The organism is Acinetobacter sp. CAU_H_78 (assembly GCF_058599365.1).
Genome location: NZ_CM178652.1, coordinates 2,028,529 through 2,046,837, shown reverse-complemented (window position 1 = coordinate 2,046,837; position 18,309 = coordinate 2,028,529). Strand labels below are relative to the sequence as shown.

The window sequence follows — 18,309 nt, the reverse complement described above, 5'->3', positions numbered from 1 at the left end:
TTTTGGGGTATACCATGAATCAAATATATACAACCGCTTTAGGTGGTTTGTTAGTCTTATCTCCATTGTCTATGGCAATGGCAGCAGAAAAAACTGTTTTCCAACTTCCTAAAATTAATGTCGTTGCTAACTTGGTTGAGCAAGCAAATACTGATACGTTAGCTGCTGTAACAGTGATTGAACGTGAAGAAATTGAACGTAAACAGTTTAGCTCTTTACAAGATTTATTACGTACGATTCCTAGTATTAGTTATGTCAATACAGGTGGATTAGGTCAGACAACGGGTCTTTCAATTCGCGGTACAAACTCCAATGCTGTATTGGTTATGGTTGATGGGCAAAAACTAGCATCAGCAACAACTGGTCAAACAGCAATTGAACATCTACCAATTGATCAAATTGAGCGTATCGAAGTTGTTCGTGGCCCACGTTCTAGTTTGTATGGTTCTGAAGCTGTAGGCGGCGTTATTCAAATTTATACACGTAAAGGTACTGCAGACGGTATTAAACCTTACGCATCATTAAAATATGGATCACACGAAACTTATGATGCGAATGTGGGTGTTGATATCCGTAAAGAGAATACCTGGATGAGTGCGAGTTTAGCTGGCCTAAAAACGCAAGGTCTAGATGTTCTTACGTCAAAAACCGAAGAAGATAAAGATGGCTATAAGAATGTTTCTGCATCTTTAAAAGCGGGTCATCAATTCAATGAACTCTTCGCTATCGAAGTCAATGCTTTACATGTTCAAGGGGAAGCTGAGTATGATGGTGGAGTGAATCCTGAAAATGAGATTCAACAGAATGTATATGGTGCTGGCTTAACGTTTACTCCAAATGATATTTGGACAAGTAAATTCAATGTTGGCATTAGCCAAGATAAGTACGAGACTTTCGATTCAAAGAAAACAACCGGTAAGTTTGATACAGAAAAACAAACTGTTTCATGGTTAAACACGATTGAATTTAATAAAAATCATAGCTTGGTGGCAGGTGTTGATTATCTAAATGATAAAGTAACCAGTTCAACCGACTATGATGAAAAAGAACGTAATAACATTGGTTTGTTTACACAATATATCGGTCAATTTAATGCAGTAAATTTACAAGCTGCTTTACGTTCGGATGATAATGAGCAATTTGGACAGCATACGACAGGAAATATTGCTTTAGGTTATCAATTTAATGATTACTATAATGCTTATATGTCTTATGGAACGGCTTTCCGCTCACCAACATTTAATGATCTTTACTATCCTGGTTGGGCGAATCCAAACTTAGAACCTGAAGAATCTGAAAATATTGAAATTGGATTCAAAGGATCCCAGTTATTAGATTGGGAGCTGATTGGTTTTGTAAACAAAATTGATAATTTGATTGCCAACCAAAATAACGGTCAAGCAAAAATTAAAGGTATTGAACTCAGCTTGGGGCAAAATTTTGATGCTTTATCATGGAATGTAAACTATACCTACCAAGATCCGGAGAATCAAAATCAAACTGATAAAGGTAAACAGCTCACATTTAAACCTGCACAATTATTGAATGCGAGTCTCGATTATAAAGTTGAAGATTGGACAATCGGTGGCTCGGTACATGCGGAAGATAAGCGTTATACAGATCCACAAAACACAGCAAAATTAGCAGGTTTTACAATCGCGGATGTGCGTGTAGCGTACCAAGTCACACCTGAATTTAGCGTACAAGCTAAATTAGCAAATATGTTTGATAAAGAGTATTACACCAACAACTCTTGGACCGGTGATGTTTATCGTCAAGAGGGTCGCACAGCTTGGCTAACACTTCGTTATGCAATGAAATAATATTTCCTAGATGATCTCAAGGATCTTCATTTATACCTGAAGATCCTTGAGTAAGCGCATATGTCATAACAGTTATCTGTACTCATTCAAACTTAATCTGATAGTTCCCCATTTTGAATCTACTACGCCCAGAAGCTAGATGATTCGTCGTCTGGTTTTTCATACATAGTCACAAAATATTTGAAAGACCTCTTTTTTCGTTGAGGCGATATCCATCAACGACATTCTATTTTTACAAAATGTGCTTTTTAGAAGTCATTTTTTATTTGGTTTATTTATGCAAAGTAATACATCTCCTCAAGCGAAAACTCAATATGCAAACAATAAGGTAGAACATATCGGCAGTTTTTTGAGAGCATTAAAACTCAAAAAAGCACGTTACGATTTTGCCGATCAGGTCATTTATGAAGAGACATTAAGACAAGTTGAAGATGCAGAAATTGACAATCTCATTGATATTCAGCTTGATCTAGACTGTACTGTCATGACAGATGGTGATTTTCGCCGTACTTGGTGGCATTTCGATTTTCTTGAGCAATTACAAGGCATAGAACGCTACAAAACACGTGATGGATTGAAATATAAAGATGCGATCAGTAAACCGATTGACATCCGTATCACAGGGAAAATTGCTTGGTCAGAAGAACACACAAGTCTGATTCATTATCGTTATCTACATAAAGCAATTGAAGGTTTTGCAACTGCTAAATATTGCATACCCAGTCCAACGATGTTGCTTTTTCCACACTTAAGAAACAATCGGTTCTATGCAGATCGTATCAATGACTATATTGCAGATATTGGAAAAGCTTACCAAGATGCAATTCAAGCGCTGTATCAAGAAGGTTGTCGATATTTACAACTGAATGATGAGTTTTGGGCCTATTTAAGTGATGAAGAATATAAAGCAACTGAAATCACTTCTGGTATGTCAGATCATGACTTAGCAATGCTAGGTGTAGAAATACTCAATCTTGCACTCAAAGATAAACCAGAAGATTTATTTATATCGTTGCATATTGACCGTGGCAACTTTAGTTCGAGCTGGTTGTATCAAGGAGATTATCACTTTATCTCTACATATATTTTCAAACAGTTGACCAATATCGATCGTTACTTATTGGAATTTGATACAGATCGGGCAGGTGGATTTGAACCTATTGCGCTACTCAAAGGCACACAAACAGAAGTATTTTTGGGCTTAGTCTCTTCGAAAAAAGAGTATGTGGAAAGTGAAGATGACATTTCACAGCGTATCCATGACGCAACTCAATTTTTACCCATTGAGCAATTAGGGCTGTGTTTACAGAGCGGTTTTGCTTCAACTGAGGAGGGCAACAAAATTTCTTATGATACCCAATGGGAAAAAATCAAGTTAATGAACAAGGTCGCAAAAAAGTTCTGGCCTTAATTTCATCATTTACGTCTTGTAAAAGTGATCATTCAAAGTATGCGTATTATTGCCTTGGTAATAACTGTAAATGCTTTAATTAATCCTTTTGCAAGATATTCAAATTAATCAGTATGTTTAAAAGTTTTAAGTAAGTTATCCAGTGGTTTGAGAGTAAAGATGTTAAAGGATAAAGAGTTTATTGGTCGAGTATGTCGAATGACAAATACCAATAACCCAATTGATTTTAGTGTGTTAAAGGTAATACGTTCTACGGAAAGTAGTATTCTAGGTTTCGAGATATCTAGAAAAAATACAAATGGTGCTCAATCAGAAACGGCTCTAAAAGATGATGTGAAATTTCAGGATCATGACAATTGGATAAGCGGTTCTGATCTGATCATTCAGCTACTTGAGCAAAAAATTAATACGCTTAGGCGTCAAATTAAAATCAGCTCAGCTAAAAGAAAATAAAGAATGTGAACAGGAGAGAACATTCAAATTGTATTTATCTACAATGACATGTTCTTTCCTGAATTTTAAATAATGTTTTAGCTTTAGGATATTTGGTTAATCAAGGGACATGCTTAATTTTTTTCAACACTTAGAACATTATAAATTTTGTATTTTAGTTGAATATTTGACTTCATCTAAAACTCAACATGTAGCACAAGATATTGCGGGTTTCTCAGCTTTTATTGCAATTGCTGACCGTGTCCATTCAGACCATGATATGGCACCGCTTGAGGCTAGTCAGCATTATTCAAAATCGAGCGATAAAGTTCTGCATTTTTCTGGGAAAGATCGAGATATTCAGGATTTTGAATTATTTTTAGATCAAGCCAAATCAGCCAATATTAAGAATCTTTTATTGCTGACAGGCGATAAGCTCAAAGAGCACAGTTATGGGGGGGGATGAATCTGGACGTACCCGATATCTAGAATCGGTGAATGCCGTGATGGTAGCCAAGCGCCGTGGTGGATTTCATCTAGGTGTGGCCTTTAACCCGTTCAAATATGCTGAAGCTGAGCGTGACGCACAATATCTAAAACTACACAAAAAGATGAAGGCAGGCGCAGATTTTATTATTACCCAATTAGGGTATGACATGGATGCTTTAAAACAAGTAAAGGCTTTTTTAAATCGTCATCATTACCAACAAAAAATACTTGCTTGTGTTATGCCGCTGAGTTTTGCTCGTGCCAATTTTATGGTGAAAAATAAAGTCGCTGGTATTGTGATTACACCCTATATGTTAGGGGTGTTGGCTCAGGAAAAACAGGATGGGTTGAGTGATCGGGTTCATTTACGCTGTGCTTTACAGATCCTGATGTGTAAACATCTTGGGTTTGCCGGAGTTCACCTTTCAGCCTGTTACAAGCCTGAAGAGCAGATGCTTTTGGAAAGCTATATAGAACAATATCGGCATCTGGATTTGAATGCACTTGAAGCTCTCTGGAATTCATTATGGCAAGTGAAGACTGGAAAAGAGTTCATGCCAGAATTGCCTTATTACTCCCGTCAGCCGACATCCAGTCAGTTGATTAAATATCAGCAACTACATTTCATGCATGAGGCATTGTTTGAGTCCAAAATTGCCAAGGGTATCGGACGCTTTATTTTTAAAGCCTCATTTTGGGAGCATACACCTGCTGCAAAAGCATTACTGAAAACTGAATTTATCTCTAAGCATGGCGTTGTGGGCTGTGAAAGCTGTGGTCAATGCAGGCTAGGAGATACTTTATATATCTGTCCTGAAACCTGTCCAAAAGGATTGGCGAATGGTCCTTGTGGGGGGACTACCTTAGACCGCTGTGAATTTGGAGATCGAGAATGCATTCATTCTGTGAAAGCCCGGCTTGCCAAAGCCGTGGGACAGACTGACGTTCTAAAAGAAAAATTGATTCCAACTGTACCACTTGAAGTACGTGGCACTAGTTCTTGGAAAAATTGGTATACAGAAGCTTAATTCATTACATTAATTACGTTTAATGAATATCAAAATCAAAAGAATAGGCGTGATCAAAAGATATAGTGAAATAAAACCAATACTGTTTCCATAATGTGAGCAAAGTGGAAACAAGGATAATCCTAAAAGCAGTATTCCTAGAAATCTAGAGATCTGGGGATACTGACTAAGTACAGCAAAGCGACTTTGTTGTGTTTTTATACGCTGCTTTGAGCTCACTGCAAAAAATAACAGCATAGCTAAAATGATCAAGCCTAGACCAATGATAAGTTTCATTTAGCGTATACCGTTTATAAACTGATTTTGAGTCACTTGGTTTGATGCAATTGGTGCTATTTTTTGATGTAAAAATATAGCCAACAAAGCAAACAGAAGAATGAGTAGATCAACTCTCAAGAACATCCAATACGATGAGAATGAAGAAATAAGATGATGATTGAATAAGTAGCATAGGTTTATGATAGGTAGTATAAGAGCGAGAATGATGAAGCCCTTGAGTAAGCTTTTCCAAAGTTGATGCTGTGGCATTAAACAAGCGATTAAAAAGCAAATGAACCACACTGAGAAAAATGTAGTAATTTCATAATTGGGTAAATTGTAAGGTGCTGTCACTAAGCGGTTTATATAGAAATAACTCAGTACGGCAATACCAAGACCTATAGTTGCAGTCATATTAAGTCTGTTGACCAGATATGCACCAAGATGAAAGCTTTGTTTTTTATTTTTTATCTGTCTTTTTAAGCTCCATAAAAATAAGCCTGAAGCAATCATTGTTGCTCCGAGTATGCCCGATAAAAACAAGATGAATCGTAAACTCGGCTGTGCATAACGTGCCATGTGTAAGCCATATATTCCATTATTCAAAGTTGCTAATGCACTTGTATTTCGATTGTTTTTAAGCAATTCACCTGTATGTGCATTAAAAATAAACTGATCTTGGTTACGTGTGATCGTACGATCTTCTTTTTTATTAATTGTTATATGGGCCGATGATGTATTTGGACTTTTTACTGTAATTGTATCTAAGGGTGCAACTCCCCATTGTCGAGTCGTGTGCTTTAAAAAGTATTGTATAGGGCGCATTTCTGCTTTTTCAGGAGTTGAAAGTAAATCCTGCTGAGGTATTGTACGGATCTCTTCAAAATACTGAAAAGGATTGTCAGGATAGCTGAGTTTTAAATTTGCAGGGAAGAGTACATAAAAGAACATCGCCAAGCCTGTAAATGCCGTCACAAAGAAAAACGGCATCGCTGTGACAGCGGATACAGTATGATAGTCAAGATAAGAGAGTTGTCCCTTATTAGTACGTAAAGTAAAAAATTCGATCAGTAATTTTTTATGAGTAATCACACCAGAAATCAATAAAATTAATAAAATAAAGGCAGTAAAAGTGACGATGATCTGTCCTGTCATATAAGACATGCCATAGAGTTGAAAGTGCAGTCGATAAAAGAAATCACCACCTTGGGTATTTAATAACTGTAATTCACTGCCAGTTGAAGCATTTAATATTCTATTTTCGAAAGCACCTTCAGCCGTTTGCCAAAAGACACGATTTACAGGTGCATTATCATGAGCAACATGGATAAACCAACTTTTTGCATCGGGAGCATGTGTTTGTAAATAGGCAAAAGCGGATTGAGCTGCCTCATTAGAGCTAGTTTGCATAGTTGCAAATTGAGGTTGCATCCAGTAATTGATTTCAGTTTTATACAAACTCAATGATCCCATCACAAAAATGAGAAAGAGCAACCAACCAAAAATTAAGCCTAGCCAAGAATGCAAAGTTGCCGTAGATTGTCTAATCGATTTCAGCATGAATTATCCTAAAAACTTGTGTGTAAGAAATAAAATGCTGAGTACAATCAGGCTTAATAGAGACAACCATTTCAGGTTCTTGATACAAAAAATCAAAATGACAAATGCGATATAAAAGATAAGTGCGACCAATGAGCCAAGCAAAACAGATTCGGCTTTAGGTAAAAAAGATTGGCATAAATGAATCAAATTGAGGGCAAAAAAATAAGTGCATAGATAGCCAATACCAAAGCCAATCATAAAGCGATAAAGTGTAATTAAATGAAGTTTCAAGGCGTTTGATCGCAGTATATTTGATGATGAAATTGAAAGCTAAATAGCCAATCTTAGAGAGTTTTGATCTGTATAACTCTTTTGAATTACAAAGATGAGATACCCAAATAGATTGGCTATTTTAGCGTATTAAGTCTCGTCATCCATGGCATTCGAATAGAATTTCACACCTAATTTAATCCGTTCACGACCTTGGCTCATACGCCAACGGTTGGTGTCGCGCAAGGAATAGACACAGCCACAATATTCTTGTTGGTAGAACTCTTCCTTCTTGCTGATTTCGAGCATACGAACAGCACCACCATTTTTACGCCAGTTGTAATCCCAATAGGTAATGCCTGGGTAATGTGAAGCAGAACGATGACCACAGTCATTAATCTGCTGCATGTTCTTCCAACGGGAAATACCAAGCGAGCTACTTATTAGACTGAAGCCATTTTCGGCTGCATATAAAGCTGTACGCTCAAAACGCATATCAAAGCACATGGTACAACGGATGCCTTTCTCAGGTTCATTTTCCATACCTTTGGCACGTGCAAACCAATTGTCAGTATCGTAATCACAGTCGATAAAAGGGATATTATGTTTTTCGGCAAAGCGAATATTTTCTTCCTTGCGAATTTCATATTCTTTTATCGGGTGAATGTTAGGGTTATAGAAAAAGATTGAAAAGTCGATACCTGATTCAATCAAGGTTTCCATCACTTCACCTGAGCACGGCGCACAGCAGGAGTGAAGCAGGAGTTTGTCATGACCTTCTGGGAGAGTCAGTTTTTGACGTTCAAGTTTATTTGACATGGAAATAGGGCTTAAATCTAAACCCTACATCTTAACAATCTAATCTCATGGTTAAGGTGATTTTTGCTCATGTTTAAATGAGTGATCTTCAGGATGTAAGTTGTGAATTAAATTCATCTTTTGGTGAGGAAATATCGTTTTACTCATGTATTGGTGTGGGTATAAATTGCACTGGTGAAATATGATTAGAGCTTAAACAAATCAATTGAATGAAGCCAAATTTTAAAATTGAAGGCTGAGCTATTTTTTCTTTGGAAAAGCTAAAAATAGCTCATTAATTTGAATACTTAAATTTCGCTAAAAGTCATAAAAAAATTGAATCGGGTTCTAAACATATTTTGTTCAGTGTATATCTAAGCCGTCATCATTTTTTTTGTACAAATATAAATGAGAGCCGACTTATTTATATCTTTTGATTTTTTATCGAATGATGATGGTCTTTCATGGAATATGTAGAACACAACACCTCCACGGTCAATCCAAATTCTAAAACACGTGTTTTATTTGCGAGTCTGGTAGGTACAACAATTGAATTTTTCGACTTTTATATTTATGCCACGGCTGCTGTACTGGTTTTCCCGCATTTATTTTTCCCTGAAAGTAGTGGTAGTGCCGCATTACTGCAATCTTTAGCCACTTTTTCAATTGCATTTATCGCACGTCCAATTGGCGCTATTATTTTTGGACATCTTGGTGATCGAATTGGCCGTAAAGCCACACTCGTTTCTGCATTGCTATTAATGGGGATTTCTACAGTTTGCATCGGACTATTACCGACCCATGCACAAATTGGTGTGGCTGCACCCATCTTGTTAGCATTGTGTCGTTTAGGGCAAGGGCTTGGTTTGAGTGGCGAGTGGAGTGGTGCGGTATTATTCGCCACAGAAAATGCACCAAAGGGTAAACGTGCATGGTATGGCATGTTCCCACAGCTCGGTTCTCCAATTGGTTTTATTCTTGCGGCAAGCTCATTTTTATTATTAGGTGCATTTTTATCAGATGAAGCCTTTATGCAATGGGGCTGGCGAATTCCGTTTATTGCAAGTGCATTGCTAGTATTCGTTGGCTTATATATTCGATTAAAACTACACGAATCTCCAGCTTTTCAAAATGTTTTAAACAAGCAATCAGCAGTTAAAGTACCTTTGAAGGATGTGCTCACCAAACATATTGGAAAAGTGGTATTGGGTATGTTGGCGACAGTATGTACCTTGGTTGTATTTTATTTGATGACGATATTTGCATTGAATTGGGGGACAACCGCATTAGGGTATAGTCGAGATACTTTTTTAAAAATCCAACTGATTGCAACAGTGTGTTTTGGTCTGTGTATTCCTATCTCTGCATTATCCGCTGAGAAGTTTGGTAGAAAAATAACATCCATTGCCATTTGTATTCTGACCATGATCTTTGGATTGTTCTTCTCAACATTTTTTGTTGCTGATAACGTATTATCAGTATTGGTGTTCCTGTGCCTTGGTTTAAGTATTATGGGCTTAACTTATGGACCACTTGGGACCATTTTGTCTGAAATTTTCCCTGTTTCAGTTCGATATACAGGAACAGCCTTGTCTTATAATTTTGGTAGTATTTTAGGCGCATCATTTGCCCCTTTGATTGCAACTCAATTGGCTCAAAATTATGGTTTGCATGCTGTGGGATATTATTTATCTATCGCGGCAGGTGTTTCTCTATGTGCTTTCATGTGTATTCGTGAAACAAAAAATGAAAACATTATGAGCTGATTGTTTTATTGCACATGATGCTCAATTTCGGGCTTATTCAATCGTATATTTTAAAATGAATAAGCCCACAACTCAGATACACCTTATCCCAACTCGTTTTCTCATCATTAAATGTTCATCATTGTATCGATATACAGATGCATTCGATTTCTATTTAATACGTGTCCAACACTTGATCTTTCAATATGGATATTTGATGAGGCGATCTCATCCATTGCATGTTAAAAAAACACCAACATGAGATTTACTCATCTCATCCTGAATTTATATCGTTTTACTCATTTTATGATTCACGTTTAAATAAAGCCATTCAGAAATTTAGATTTTGTAAAATTTTTTAGGTGGCAATCTCCATGAGTCAGAAATTTGCATGTTCAATCAAACGCATTCGTTTCGATGAAAACTATGAACCAGCAAACAATACACGTTTAACCACGAATTTTGCTAACTTGGCCCGTGGTGAAAGCCGCCAAGAAAATCTGCGCCGTACATTGGCGATGATCAATAACCGTTTCAATAGCCTTGCAACTGTAGATAATCCTAAAGGCGATCGCTATTCACTTGAAATTGATATTATTTCAGCGGCGATTGATATTGAAGGTAATGGTCAAACTTTCCCATTCATTGAAACTTTAAAAAGCACCGTGATCGACCATAAAACCGGTGAACGTCTTGAGGGTATGATTGGTAACAGCTTTTCTTCTTTTGTGCGTGATTATGACTTCAGCGTGGTACTGCCAGCACATGGTTGTAAGTTCAATGAGCAACCTGAAGGCTTTGGTGATCTACACGGTAAATTGTACTTACACTTGGTGAATTCAGACGTATTTAAAGCAGAATTTAAGCAAAACCCAGTGATTTGTTTAAGTATCTCAACCACGAAAACCTATTACCAAACAGCCAATGTGCATCCAGTACTCGGGGTTGAATATACCAATGACGATTACTCACGTACCGATGCCTATTTTGCCAAAATGGGTTTAAGTGTTCGTTACTTTAAGCCTCAAGGTGCCAATGCACCGCTCGCATTCTACTGCGCAGGTGATTTATTACGTGATTACACTGATTTTGAATTGATCAGTGCGATTGCGACCATGGAAAGTTTCCAAAAAATCTATCGTCCTGAAATTTACAACACCAATTCACCTGCAGGTGTGGAATATCAACCAAGTCTCAGCTATGGCGATTATTCTTTGACTCGTGTTGTCTATGACCGTGTAGAACGTGGCGAATTGGCAGTGAAACAAGGGAAATGGACCGAAGAAAACTTTATTAAGCCTTATAAAGACATTCTTGATGAATGGGCAGCCAATTTTAAAGTTGAAACAGCACAACAAGATACTGCTGCTTAAGCTGACACAATTTAACGATATACAAATTTAGAGAAAGAAGACTATGGCTATTTTACTCCCAACATCAACAGCAGGCAGCTTACCGAAACCCACTTGGCTGGCAGAACCGGAAAAATTATGGTCTGCTTGGAAACTTGAAGGTGAAGAATTATTGGAAGCAAAACGTGATGCTTTAAAATTATCACTTCATGAGCAAGTGACTGCGGGTATTGATATTGTCAGTGATGGCGAGCAGACCCGTCAGCACTTCGTAACCACGTTCATTGAACATCTTGAAGGTGTGGATTTCGAAAAGCGTGAAACCATGCGTATTCGTAACCGTTATGAAGCAAGCGTACCTTCAGTGGTCGGTGAAGTATCACGTAAAAAAGCTGTATTTGTAGACGATGCTAAATTCTTACGTAGCCAAACCAATCAACCGATTAAATGGGCGTTGCCTGGTCCGATGACCATGATTGATACACTTTTTGACGGTCACTACAAGAGCCGTGAAAAATTGGCTTGGGAATTTGCCAAAATTCTGAATCAAGAAGCTTTAGAGCTCGAAGCGGCAGGTGTCGACATTATTCAGTTTGATGAGCCTGCATTTAATGTGTTCTTTGATGAAGTAAATGATTGGGGTATTGCGACATTAGAGCGTGCGCTTGAAGGACTCAAATGTGAAACAGCTGTCCATATTTGCTATGGCTACGGCATCAAGGCAAATACGGATTGGAAACAAACATTGGGTAATGAATGGCGTCAGTATGAAGAGTCCTTCCCTAAATTACAAAAGTCAAAGCTAGATATCATTTCGTTAGAGTGCCAAAACTCACGTGTACCGATGGATTTAATTGAACTGATTCGTGGCAAAAAAGTCATGGTTGGTGCAATTGATGTAGCAACCAATCAAGTTGAAACTGCAGAAGAAGTCGCAAATACCTTACGTAAAGCATTGCAATTTGTTGATGCAGACAAGCTGTATCCTTCAACCAACTGTGGTATGACACCTTTATCTCGTAATGTTGCACGTGGCAAGCTTGAGGCGTTAAGTGCAGGTGCTGCCATTGTTCGTAAAGAATTAGAGGCTTAAATCAAACGTAGTTTGATGCTGAGCAGGGTAAATGGTGACTGAATCATTTGTCCTGTTCTAAGCAAAAGCACGTGATTATACATTTGAGATGAAAGAGATGATTGAAGCAACAGACTTTAGAAATGCAATGTCTTTACTCACCACAGCAGTGAATGTTATTACGACTTCGGGTGAAACAGGTATGCATGGATTTACTGCATCTGCCGTATGTAGCGTGACGGATACACCGCCAATGTTATTAGTCTGTATGAATCAATCCTCCCGTTCACATGCCCATTTTGTTGAAAATAAAGTCTTGGCTGTAAACGTACTAAGTACTCAGCATGAACAGCTTTCAAATGCTTTTGCTTCAAGTAAATTCAGTTCTGAAGAGCGTTTTCAACTGGGTGAGTGGGGCAATTTAGAGACAGGCTCGCCGATTTTGGAAGATGCTTTGGTCAGTTTTGACTGTCAGATTGAGAATATTCAGCAAGTGGGTACACACAGTATTTTCTTGTGTCGTGTGCTTCAAGTTCAACAAAGCGATCAAGAAGAAAGCCTGGTGTATTTTAACCGTGCTTATCATCAAGTGGGGCAGTTGGAACATGCTTAACTCAACGCCTTAATTCCTTCATTTTTTAAAGTTAGTCTATTGTGGAACTTATAACCTTTTTAGTCATCGGTGCTTTTGCTGGTTTTGCAGCAGGGTTGTTTGGTGTCGGTGGTGGTACGATTATTGTGCCACTGCTTTTTATTGTCTTTACCCAAATGGGTTATGACCCCGATGTTATTATGCACCTCGCATTAGGCACATCTTTAGCGACCATCGTTGTCACTTCAATTAGTTCATTGATGGCACATCATAAAAATGGGGCTGTGATTTGGTCTATTTTTAAAAATCTAGCACCATCTATGGCGCTTGGTTGTTTTTTTGGGGCGGGTATTGCAGGTTTGATATCAGGATTACATCTACAAATCATTGTCGGCTTATTCCTGATTTGGGTTGCATATACCATGTTTACAGGTGCCAAAAAGGTAATTGACCCAACAAAAATGTTGCCATCATCAGGTCAACAAATTGCTGCTGGTAGTGTCATTGGAGTTGCATCAGCGATCTTTGGAATTGGTGGTGGAAGTCTGACGGTTCCATATCTCAATAGCTATGGGGTGGTCATGCAGAAAGCAGTTGGTACATCTGCTGCCTGTGGACTACCCATTGCTGTTGCTGGTGCATTAGGATTCATACTTTTTGGCATGAATGCTGAAATCAATGTGCCGAATACCATTGGTTATGTTCATATTTATGCCTTCATTGGAATCAGTATCATGAGTTTCATCACTGCAAAATTTGGTGCTAAGGCTGCACATGCTTTATCGCCAGCGATGCTCAAGAAATGCTTTGCGATTTTACTGGTCATTGTAGGATGCTTCTTCCTTGTGAAAGGATTCATTTGATATCACGCACTGATTATTCATAATGTTAAATAGCCTGCTTTATGTGGGCTTTTTAATCTAGATTTTAATATATCCTGACAAGGATAATTCTTTGAGCTTCTCCCAAGATGATTGAATTAAAACACTTAAAAATGCTTTCAGCTTTAAGAGAACATGGTTCTTTAGTCGCAGCAGCGAACGATCTTTGCATTACACCTTCAGCGGTATCTCATCAGCTACGTGAGCTTGATCAGTGGATGGGTGTTGAAGTTGTCAACCGCAAGACCCGGCCTATTACTTTTTCTAATGTTGGTCAACGTCTACTAAAACTAGCAGATGAGATTTTGCCACAAGTACAAATCGCACAAAGCGACATTACCCGTATTATTCATGGGCAAACTGGTCGGATTACTTTTTCTTCTGAATGCCATAGTTGTTTCGATTGGCTCATGCCCTTACTCAATCAATACCGTATTCAATATCCCGATGTCGATTTGGATTTTGCATCAGGATTTGAAGAAAATCCACATGAGTTATTGCAAAATGGCGAATTTGATTTATTGATTACTGCAGATCCGATTGCTTTGAAAGGTGTTGAATACTTTCCAGTGTTTGAGTATGAGTCTCGACTTGTCTTATCGACAACACATCCATTGGTGCGTGCAGAACACATTACTGTTCAAGAGTTAGCTGAAGAAACGCTTATTACATATCCAGTGGATAAACATCGTTTAGATATCATGTCGAAGCTATTTATTCCTGCAAATATTCAGCCGAAAAATATTCGAACTACAGATTTAACCCAAATGTTGATTCAACTTGTTGCTAGCGGTCGTGGTATTGCCGCATTGCCTGATTGGGTGGTGAATGAATATGAGCAAAAAGGTTGGGTCACTTCACGACGTCTTAATTGTGTTGCACCTGAAGGTTTACGTCGTACCTTATATGCTGGTTTTAGAACGGATGAAAAAGACAAAGATTACTTTGATGGTTTCTTAAAGCAGCTTGAGCGATTCTCAAAGAAAAGAATCTCTTACTACAGTTAGTTCTCTGAGTCTTTATCATTGCATTATCCTAGGGGGATTTAGACAATAATAGTTTTATGATTCAATGCACTAAATCAAATTTGGGTTCACATTGGGTAAAAAATAATTGCCACATTTTTTGCCACACTTTTTTTAAATCCTATCAAAAACTATCAAATGAAATTATATAAATTATTGAAAATACAAACAATTATATTTGATAGATTTTGATAAAGTTAAGCTTTAGCGGGTTCAACTCCCTGGTCCGCCACCATTTTTTTAAAGCTCACTATCCGGTGAGCTTTTTGTTTTTCTGAGATATAAAGATAATTTTAAAAACAAGGGGATAAAAAAAGTTGATTGATTTAATATTATTAGATAGCGCTTTAATAGATATTGTCGCTGAATAATCATCCTATTTTTTTATTTCTCTCTCAAATTCCACATTTACGATTCCCAAAAAAAATAATTTGCTAAAGTTTCTTTCAGCACTCAGTAATGTTGTTTTGTAGCCATGCTTAGAAAAGCGATGAGGTCTGTAGCCACATACAAAGAATGATTCAACGGCTTGTAGCTACAGCATTATCTGTAAAGAGATCCTTGTAGCTACAACCTAAACGAACACATTACTGACACCACAATAAAAATAATAACAGGTGAAAGAATGAAACAAGGCAATCGAAATATTGTCAAAAGACTAAGATTTCTAGATCTACAGGCGGAGCAGCTTGAACAGTTGCTCGAGTGGAAAGGAATAAGCTTTACCGACCTAGTCCATGCACTCATTGCACATGAATATGCAACCAGTCAGCCCTATGTCCCGCGAGAGATCGAATCTCAAAACAGCATCGTACGTGTGAAGAATGTAGCCACAAAAGTCAGTCGTGTAGCCACATCCTATTGCAAGCTTGATCCTGAGTTTCTTAGAGAGTTAGGGCGGATTGGAAATAACATCAATCAGATTGCCAAATCTCTGAATATCCTTTGTCTCAGCCAACAAAAACAGAAGATGGATTTTTCATATATTCAATGCTTGGCTGTCTTGGAAAATATTCAACAGCAACTCCATCAGCATTTAGATCCTTTACCCATCATCACACGTTCTGAATATCAGATTGAACGTCGTAAAGAACAGGCTTTACGTTATGTGACCACACAAAGGGAAGAGGCATGATTATCAAGTTTCTCCCTCATGGTAAAGGCGATCCATTTCGTGCCGCTGCTTATGTGATGGATGATAAGGATCATCTTAATCTGCCACGTACAGGCGTAGAAGTACTTCGTGGTGACCCAATGACCTTTGCTTCGATTGCACAAAGCTCACCGCATAAATATCGCTATACCTCAGTGGTGATTGCATGGGCCGCAGAAGATGAAGTGGGTCTTGATGAAATTAACGAAGTTCTTGATGCATTTGAACAGCATGCCTTTGCTGGTTTAAAGCCACATCAGTATCACATGACGGCTGTGATGCACGAAGAAGAAAATCGATCGAGGCATATTCATGTCCTGATTCCACGCCTTGAACTGAGTACTGAAAAATCTCTCAATATCGCACCACCTGGACACAGGCATTATTTCGATCCACTCCGTGATTACTTCAATCATAAATACGATTGGGCAAGACCTGACGATCCTGCTCGAGCAAGAAGCTTACAACTCCAAGATCATGCATTGAAGCAAAATGCGACTGCACTTAGAGCCAATTTGATTGAACAGCCTAAGGCAACACGCATTGAGTTGATTAATCAATTTATCGAGCACCGAATGTTGCAAGGCGTGGTCTATGACCGTCCTACCGTTCTACAAGCACTCTCTGAAATCGGTACGATCACACGGGTCGGACAAAACTATATTTCACTTCGTACCGAAGCAGGTACAGACAGATTAAAGGCTGCATATTATGACGAACAGTTTTACCTCTCAGATTACCTTGAAGATCAAAGAAGAAGAGACACTCTTGGATCTCCATCAATTAAGGATTCAACAAAGCTTGCAGAACGGACTCGAGCATTGCGAGAAGCTGAGCAACGCATTCAAGACGTACGAACAAAACGCCAGCAGTACAATGAACGAACATATCGAGACCCTGAACCACTATCAGCAGCAATTGGTCATGATCAACGAAGCACATACGCAGTTGAGTCAGCAGTTGAAGAAGTTACAACGCTACAAGATCCATCTCGAGGAGGAGAACGAACAGCGGAACAATCAGATGGGGGAAATACTCTTACAGATGAAAAGCCACCAACAAACCCATTTGGAGATATTGCAGACGTTAGAAAAAGTCCAGAAAACGCTTTTCAATTCTTCGATCTCAAGCGAATCACGATTCAAAGAGATCAGCCAACAACTCAAGATGAAGCCCGATCTCAATACCATAGAGGAGATTCAGCAGGGCATCGCCAAAACACCTACCTTCATTTTAGTGCTATTGCTGATACTGACTTTCAGCAACAGTCTCATTTTAATTTACAACAGCATAAGAGGTATCTAAATGCCCGAATTCCATACCGAGTTACAACACCTGACTCAGCAACAACTTCAGTTGTTACAACAAGAAAATCAAGCTTTGAAAAGTTATTTGCAAACGATGATGGACGAGATCAAAGAAGCCAACAATACCATCGCATTGCAGCAAGCTTATCAAGACAAATTGCAACAATTGATCGAACAATTGAACAGCGAGCTACAGCACAAGGATCAGCATATCCAACAGTATCAGAATTATTTATCCAGCAACATCGACGTGCCAGATCAAACAAACTTATCCAATATCTTGGTGCCGTTATTGAAAGAGTCACTGAATACTTATCTCCAATCAGAACAGTTTCAAATGCAGTGGCAGAGGTATATCGAGGCAAGGCTCAGCAGTTATTCGAGCAGTTTAGAGATGCTACATACGATCAACTGGTCAAGTTTGCAATATCCCGAGAAAAGCATCGAAAAAGAGTTAGACAATGTGCTGAGCGAAGTCATGAATATGAGCAACGATTTAAGCAAGCTCATCAATTTATATCAACAGCGCTAGATTGGTCGATACAACGTATTTTTCCGAAGTACCGCTTGAGTCATTTCATCGATAACATCGTGCAACAACATCCTGACCAAGACTTCACCATGATGAGGGTCTATGCAGAAAGGGTGGATGATCAAATCACAGATCATATCCGTTTCTTGATCGATGAAAATAAAAAGGGGAATCGCTATCCAACAGAGGAAAAACTAAAATTTGCTCGAGAGTTTAGGTTGTGTTCGGAAAAACTCATTCAAAATATTCATCTATTTAGAAAAGATGATCCAAATATCTTGGGATTTTTAAACACCATGGATCATTATATGCAGATGATTGATCTTAACCATCCTCGACTACACCTGAAAGAAGAAAATTCACCTTTGATCAATGCGAATGATGCTTCAAGGCTTGATATGAAAGATTGTATGAATGAACTTAGATCTTATCTAGAACCTTATAACCACAAGAAGTCTGATGAGCAAACTGAGCGTAAACAAGACATGCAAATCGTACCTAAAACACCAGAACCGAAGAGAAAGAACTTACGGGATTTAGAGTTCTAAAAGAGGGGATGTTTTGACACTCGGTCAAAACATTCCTAGTTCTAATACATC

The 18,309-nt window shown here is 38.2% G+C and carries 13 protein-coding genes and 1 pseudogene; 12 read left to right on the top strand and 2 right to left on the bottom strand.

Annotated elements, in window-relative coordinates:
* Nucleotides 1-14: 14 nt before the first annotated feature.
* The 4 genes and pseudogenes from AC4MCD_RS09845 to AC4MCD_RS09830 all read left to right on the top strand — a co-directional run bounded on the left by AC4MCD_RS09845 (nucleotide 15) and on the right by AC4MCD_RS09830 (nucleotide 5,183).
* Complete coding sequence (locus tag AC4MCD_RS09845) at nucleotides 15-1,823, top strand: TonB-dependent receptor domain-containing protein (RefSeq protein ID WP_491875995.1); 1,809 nt, start codon at nucleotides 15-17, stop codon at nucleotides 1,821-1,823.
* A 277-nt stretch (nucleotides 1,824-2,100) separates the two neighbouring features.
* A complete protein-coding gene (locus AC4MCD_RS09840) occupies nucleotides 2,101-3,234 on the top strand; it encodes a 5-methyltetrahydropteroyltriglutamate--homocysteine S-methyltransferase (RefSeq protein WP_347474186.1) in 1,134 nt (377 codons plus the stop codon).
* A 159-nt stretch (nucleotides 3,235-3,393) separates the two neighbouring features.
* Nucleotides 3,394-3,687, top strand: coding sequence for a hypothetical protein (locus AC4MCD_RS09835; RefSeq protein ID WP_075175391.1), 294 nt, complete (start codon nucleotides 3,394-3,396; stop codon nucleotides 3,685-3,687).
* A 109-nt stretch (nucleotides 3,688-3,796) separates the two neighbouring features.
* A pseudogene (locus tag AC4MCD_RS09830) lies at nucleotides 3,797-5,183 on the top strand (methylenetetrahydrofolate reductase C-terminal domain-containing protein).
* Between the two features lie 276 nt (nucleotides 5,184-5,459).
* Here the strand turns inward: AC4MCD_RS09830 and AC4MCD_RS09825 are convergent.
* Complete coding sequence (locus AC4MCD_RS09825) at nucleotides 5,460-7,001, bottom strand: PepSY-associated TM helix domain-containing protein (RefSeq protein WP_075175392.1); 1,542 nt, start codon at nucleotides 6,999-7,001, stop codon at nucleotides 5,460-5,462.
* Nucleotides 7,002-7,403: 402 nt separating this feature from the next.
* Nucleotides 7,404-8,072: an epoxyqueuosine reductase QueH gene (locus AC4MCD_RS09820; RefSeq protein ID WP_075175394.1), complete on the bottom strand. Its 669-nt coding sequence runs from the start codon at nucleotides 8,070-8,072 to the stop codon at nucleotides 7,404-7,406.
* A 443-nt stretch (nucleotides 8,073-8,515) separates the two neighbouring features.
* On the opposite strand from AC4MCD_RS09820, the gene AC4MCD_RS09815 reads away from it, so the two are divergent.
* The 8 genes from AC4MCD_RS09815 (at nucleotide 8,516) to AC4MCD_RS09780 (ending at nucleotide 18,258) form a co-directional block, all read left to right on the top strand.
* Complete coding sequence (locus AC4MCD_RS09815) at nucleotides 8,516-9,817, top strand: MFS transporter (protein ID WP_067728744.1); 1,302 nt, start codon at nucleotides 8,516-8,518, stop codon at nucleotides 9,815-9,817.
* Nucleotides 9,818-10,170: 353 nt separating this feature from the next.
* Nucleotides 10,171-11,169, top strand: coding sequence for a putative oxygenase MesX (locus AC4MCD_RS09810; protein WP_166137904.1), 999 nt, complete (start codon nucleotides 10,171-10,173; stop codon nucleotides 11,167-11,169).
* A 43-nt stretch (nucleotides 11,170-11,212) separates the two neighbouring features.
* A complete protein-coding gene (locus tag AC4MCD_RS09805) occupies nucleotides 11,213-12,241 on the top strand; it encodes a methionine synthase (RefSeq protein ID WP_166137901.1) in 1,029 nt (342 codons plus the stop codon).
* Between the two features lie 97 nt (nucleotides 12,242-12,338).
* Nucleotides 12,339-12,833: a flavin reductase family protein gene (locus tag AC4MCD_RS09800; RefSeq protein ID WP_144725265.1), complete on the top strand. Its 495-nt coding sequence runs from the start codon at nucleotides 12,339-12,341 to the stop codon at nucleotides 12,831-12,833.
* A gap of 41 nt (nucleotides 12,834-12,874) precedes the next feature.
* Nucleotides 12,875-13,675, top strand: a complete 801-nt coding sequence (locus AC4MCD_RS09795) for a sulfite exporter TauE/SafE family protein (RefSeq protein WP_144725263.1) — start codon at nucleotides 12,875-12,877, stop codon at nucleotides 13,673-13,675.
* A 107-nt stretch (nucleotides 13,676-13,782) separates the two neighbouring features.
* The gene (locus AC4MCD_RS09790) at nucleotides 13,783-14,700 is read left to right on the top strand and encodes a LysR family transcriptional regulator (protein ID WP_491875994.1); all 918 of its coding nucleotides are present in this window, start codon (nucleotides 13,783-13,785) and stop codon (nucleotides 14,698-14,700) included.
* Nucleotides 14,701-15,343: 643 nt separating this feature from the next.
* The gene (mobC, locus tag AC4MCD_RS09785; RefSeq protein WP_491875993.1) at nucleotides 15,344-15,853 is read left to right on the top strand and encodes a plasmid mobilization relaxosome protein MobC; all 510 of its coding nucleotides are present in this window, start codon (nucleotides 15,344-15,346) and stop codon (nucleotides 15,851-15,853) included.
* Complete coding sequence (locus tag AC4MCD_RS09780) at nucleotides 15,850-18,258, top strand: hypothetical protein (RefSeq protein ID WP_491875992.1); 2,409 nt, start codon at nucleotides 15,850-15,852, stop codon at nucleotides 18,256-18,258. The genes mobC and AC4MCD_RS09780 overlap by 4 nt, the downstream gene beginning before the upstream one ends.
* Nucleotides 18,259-18,309: the final 51 nt, after the last annotated feature.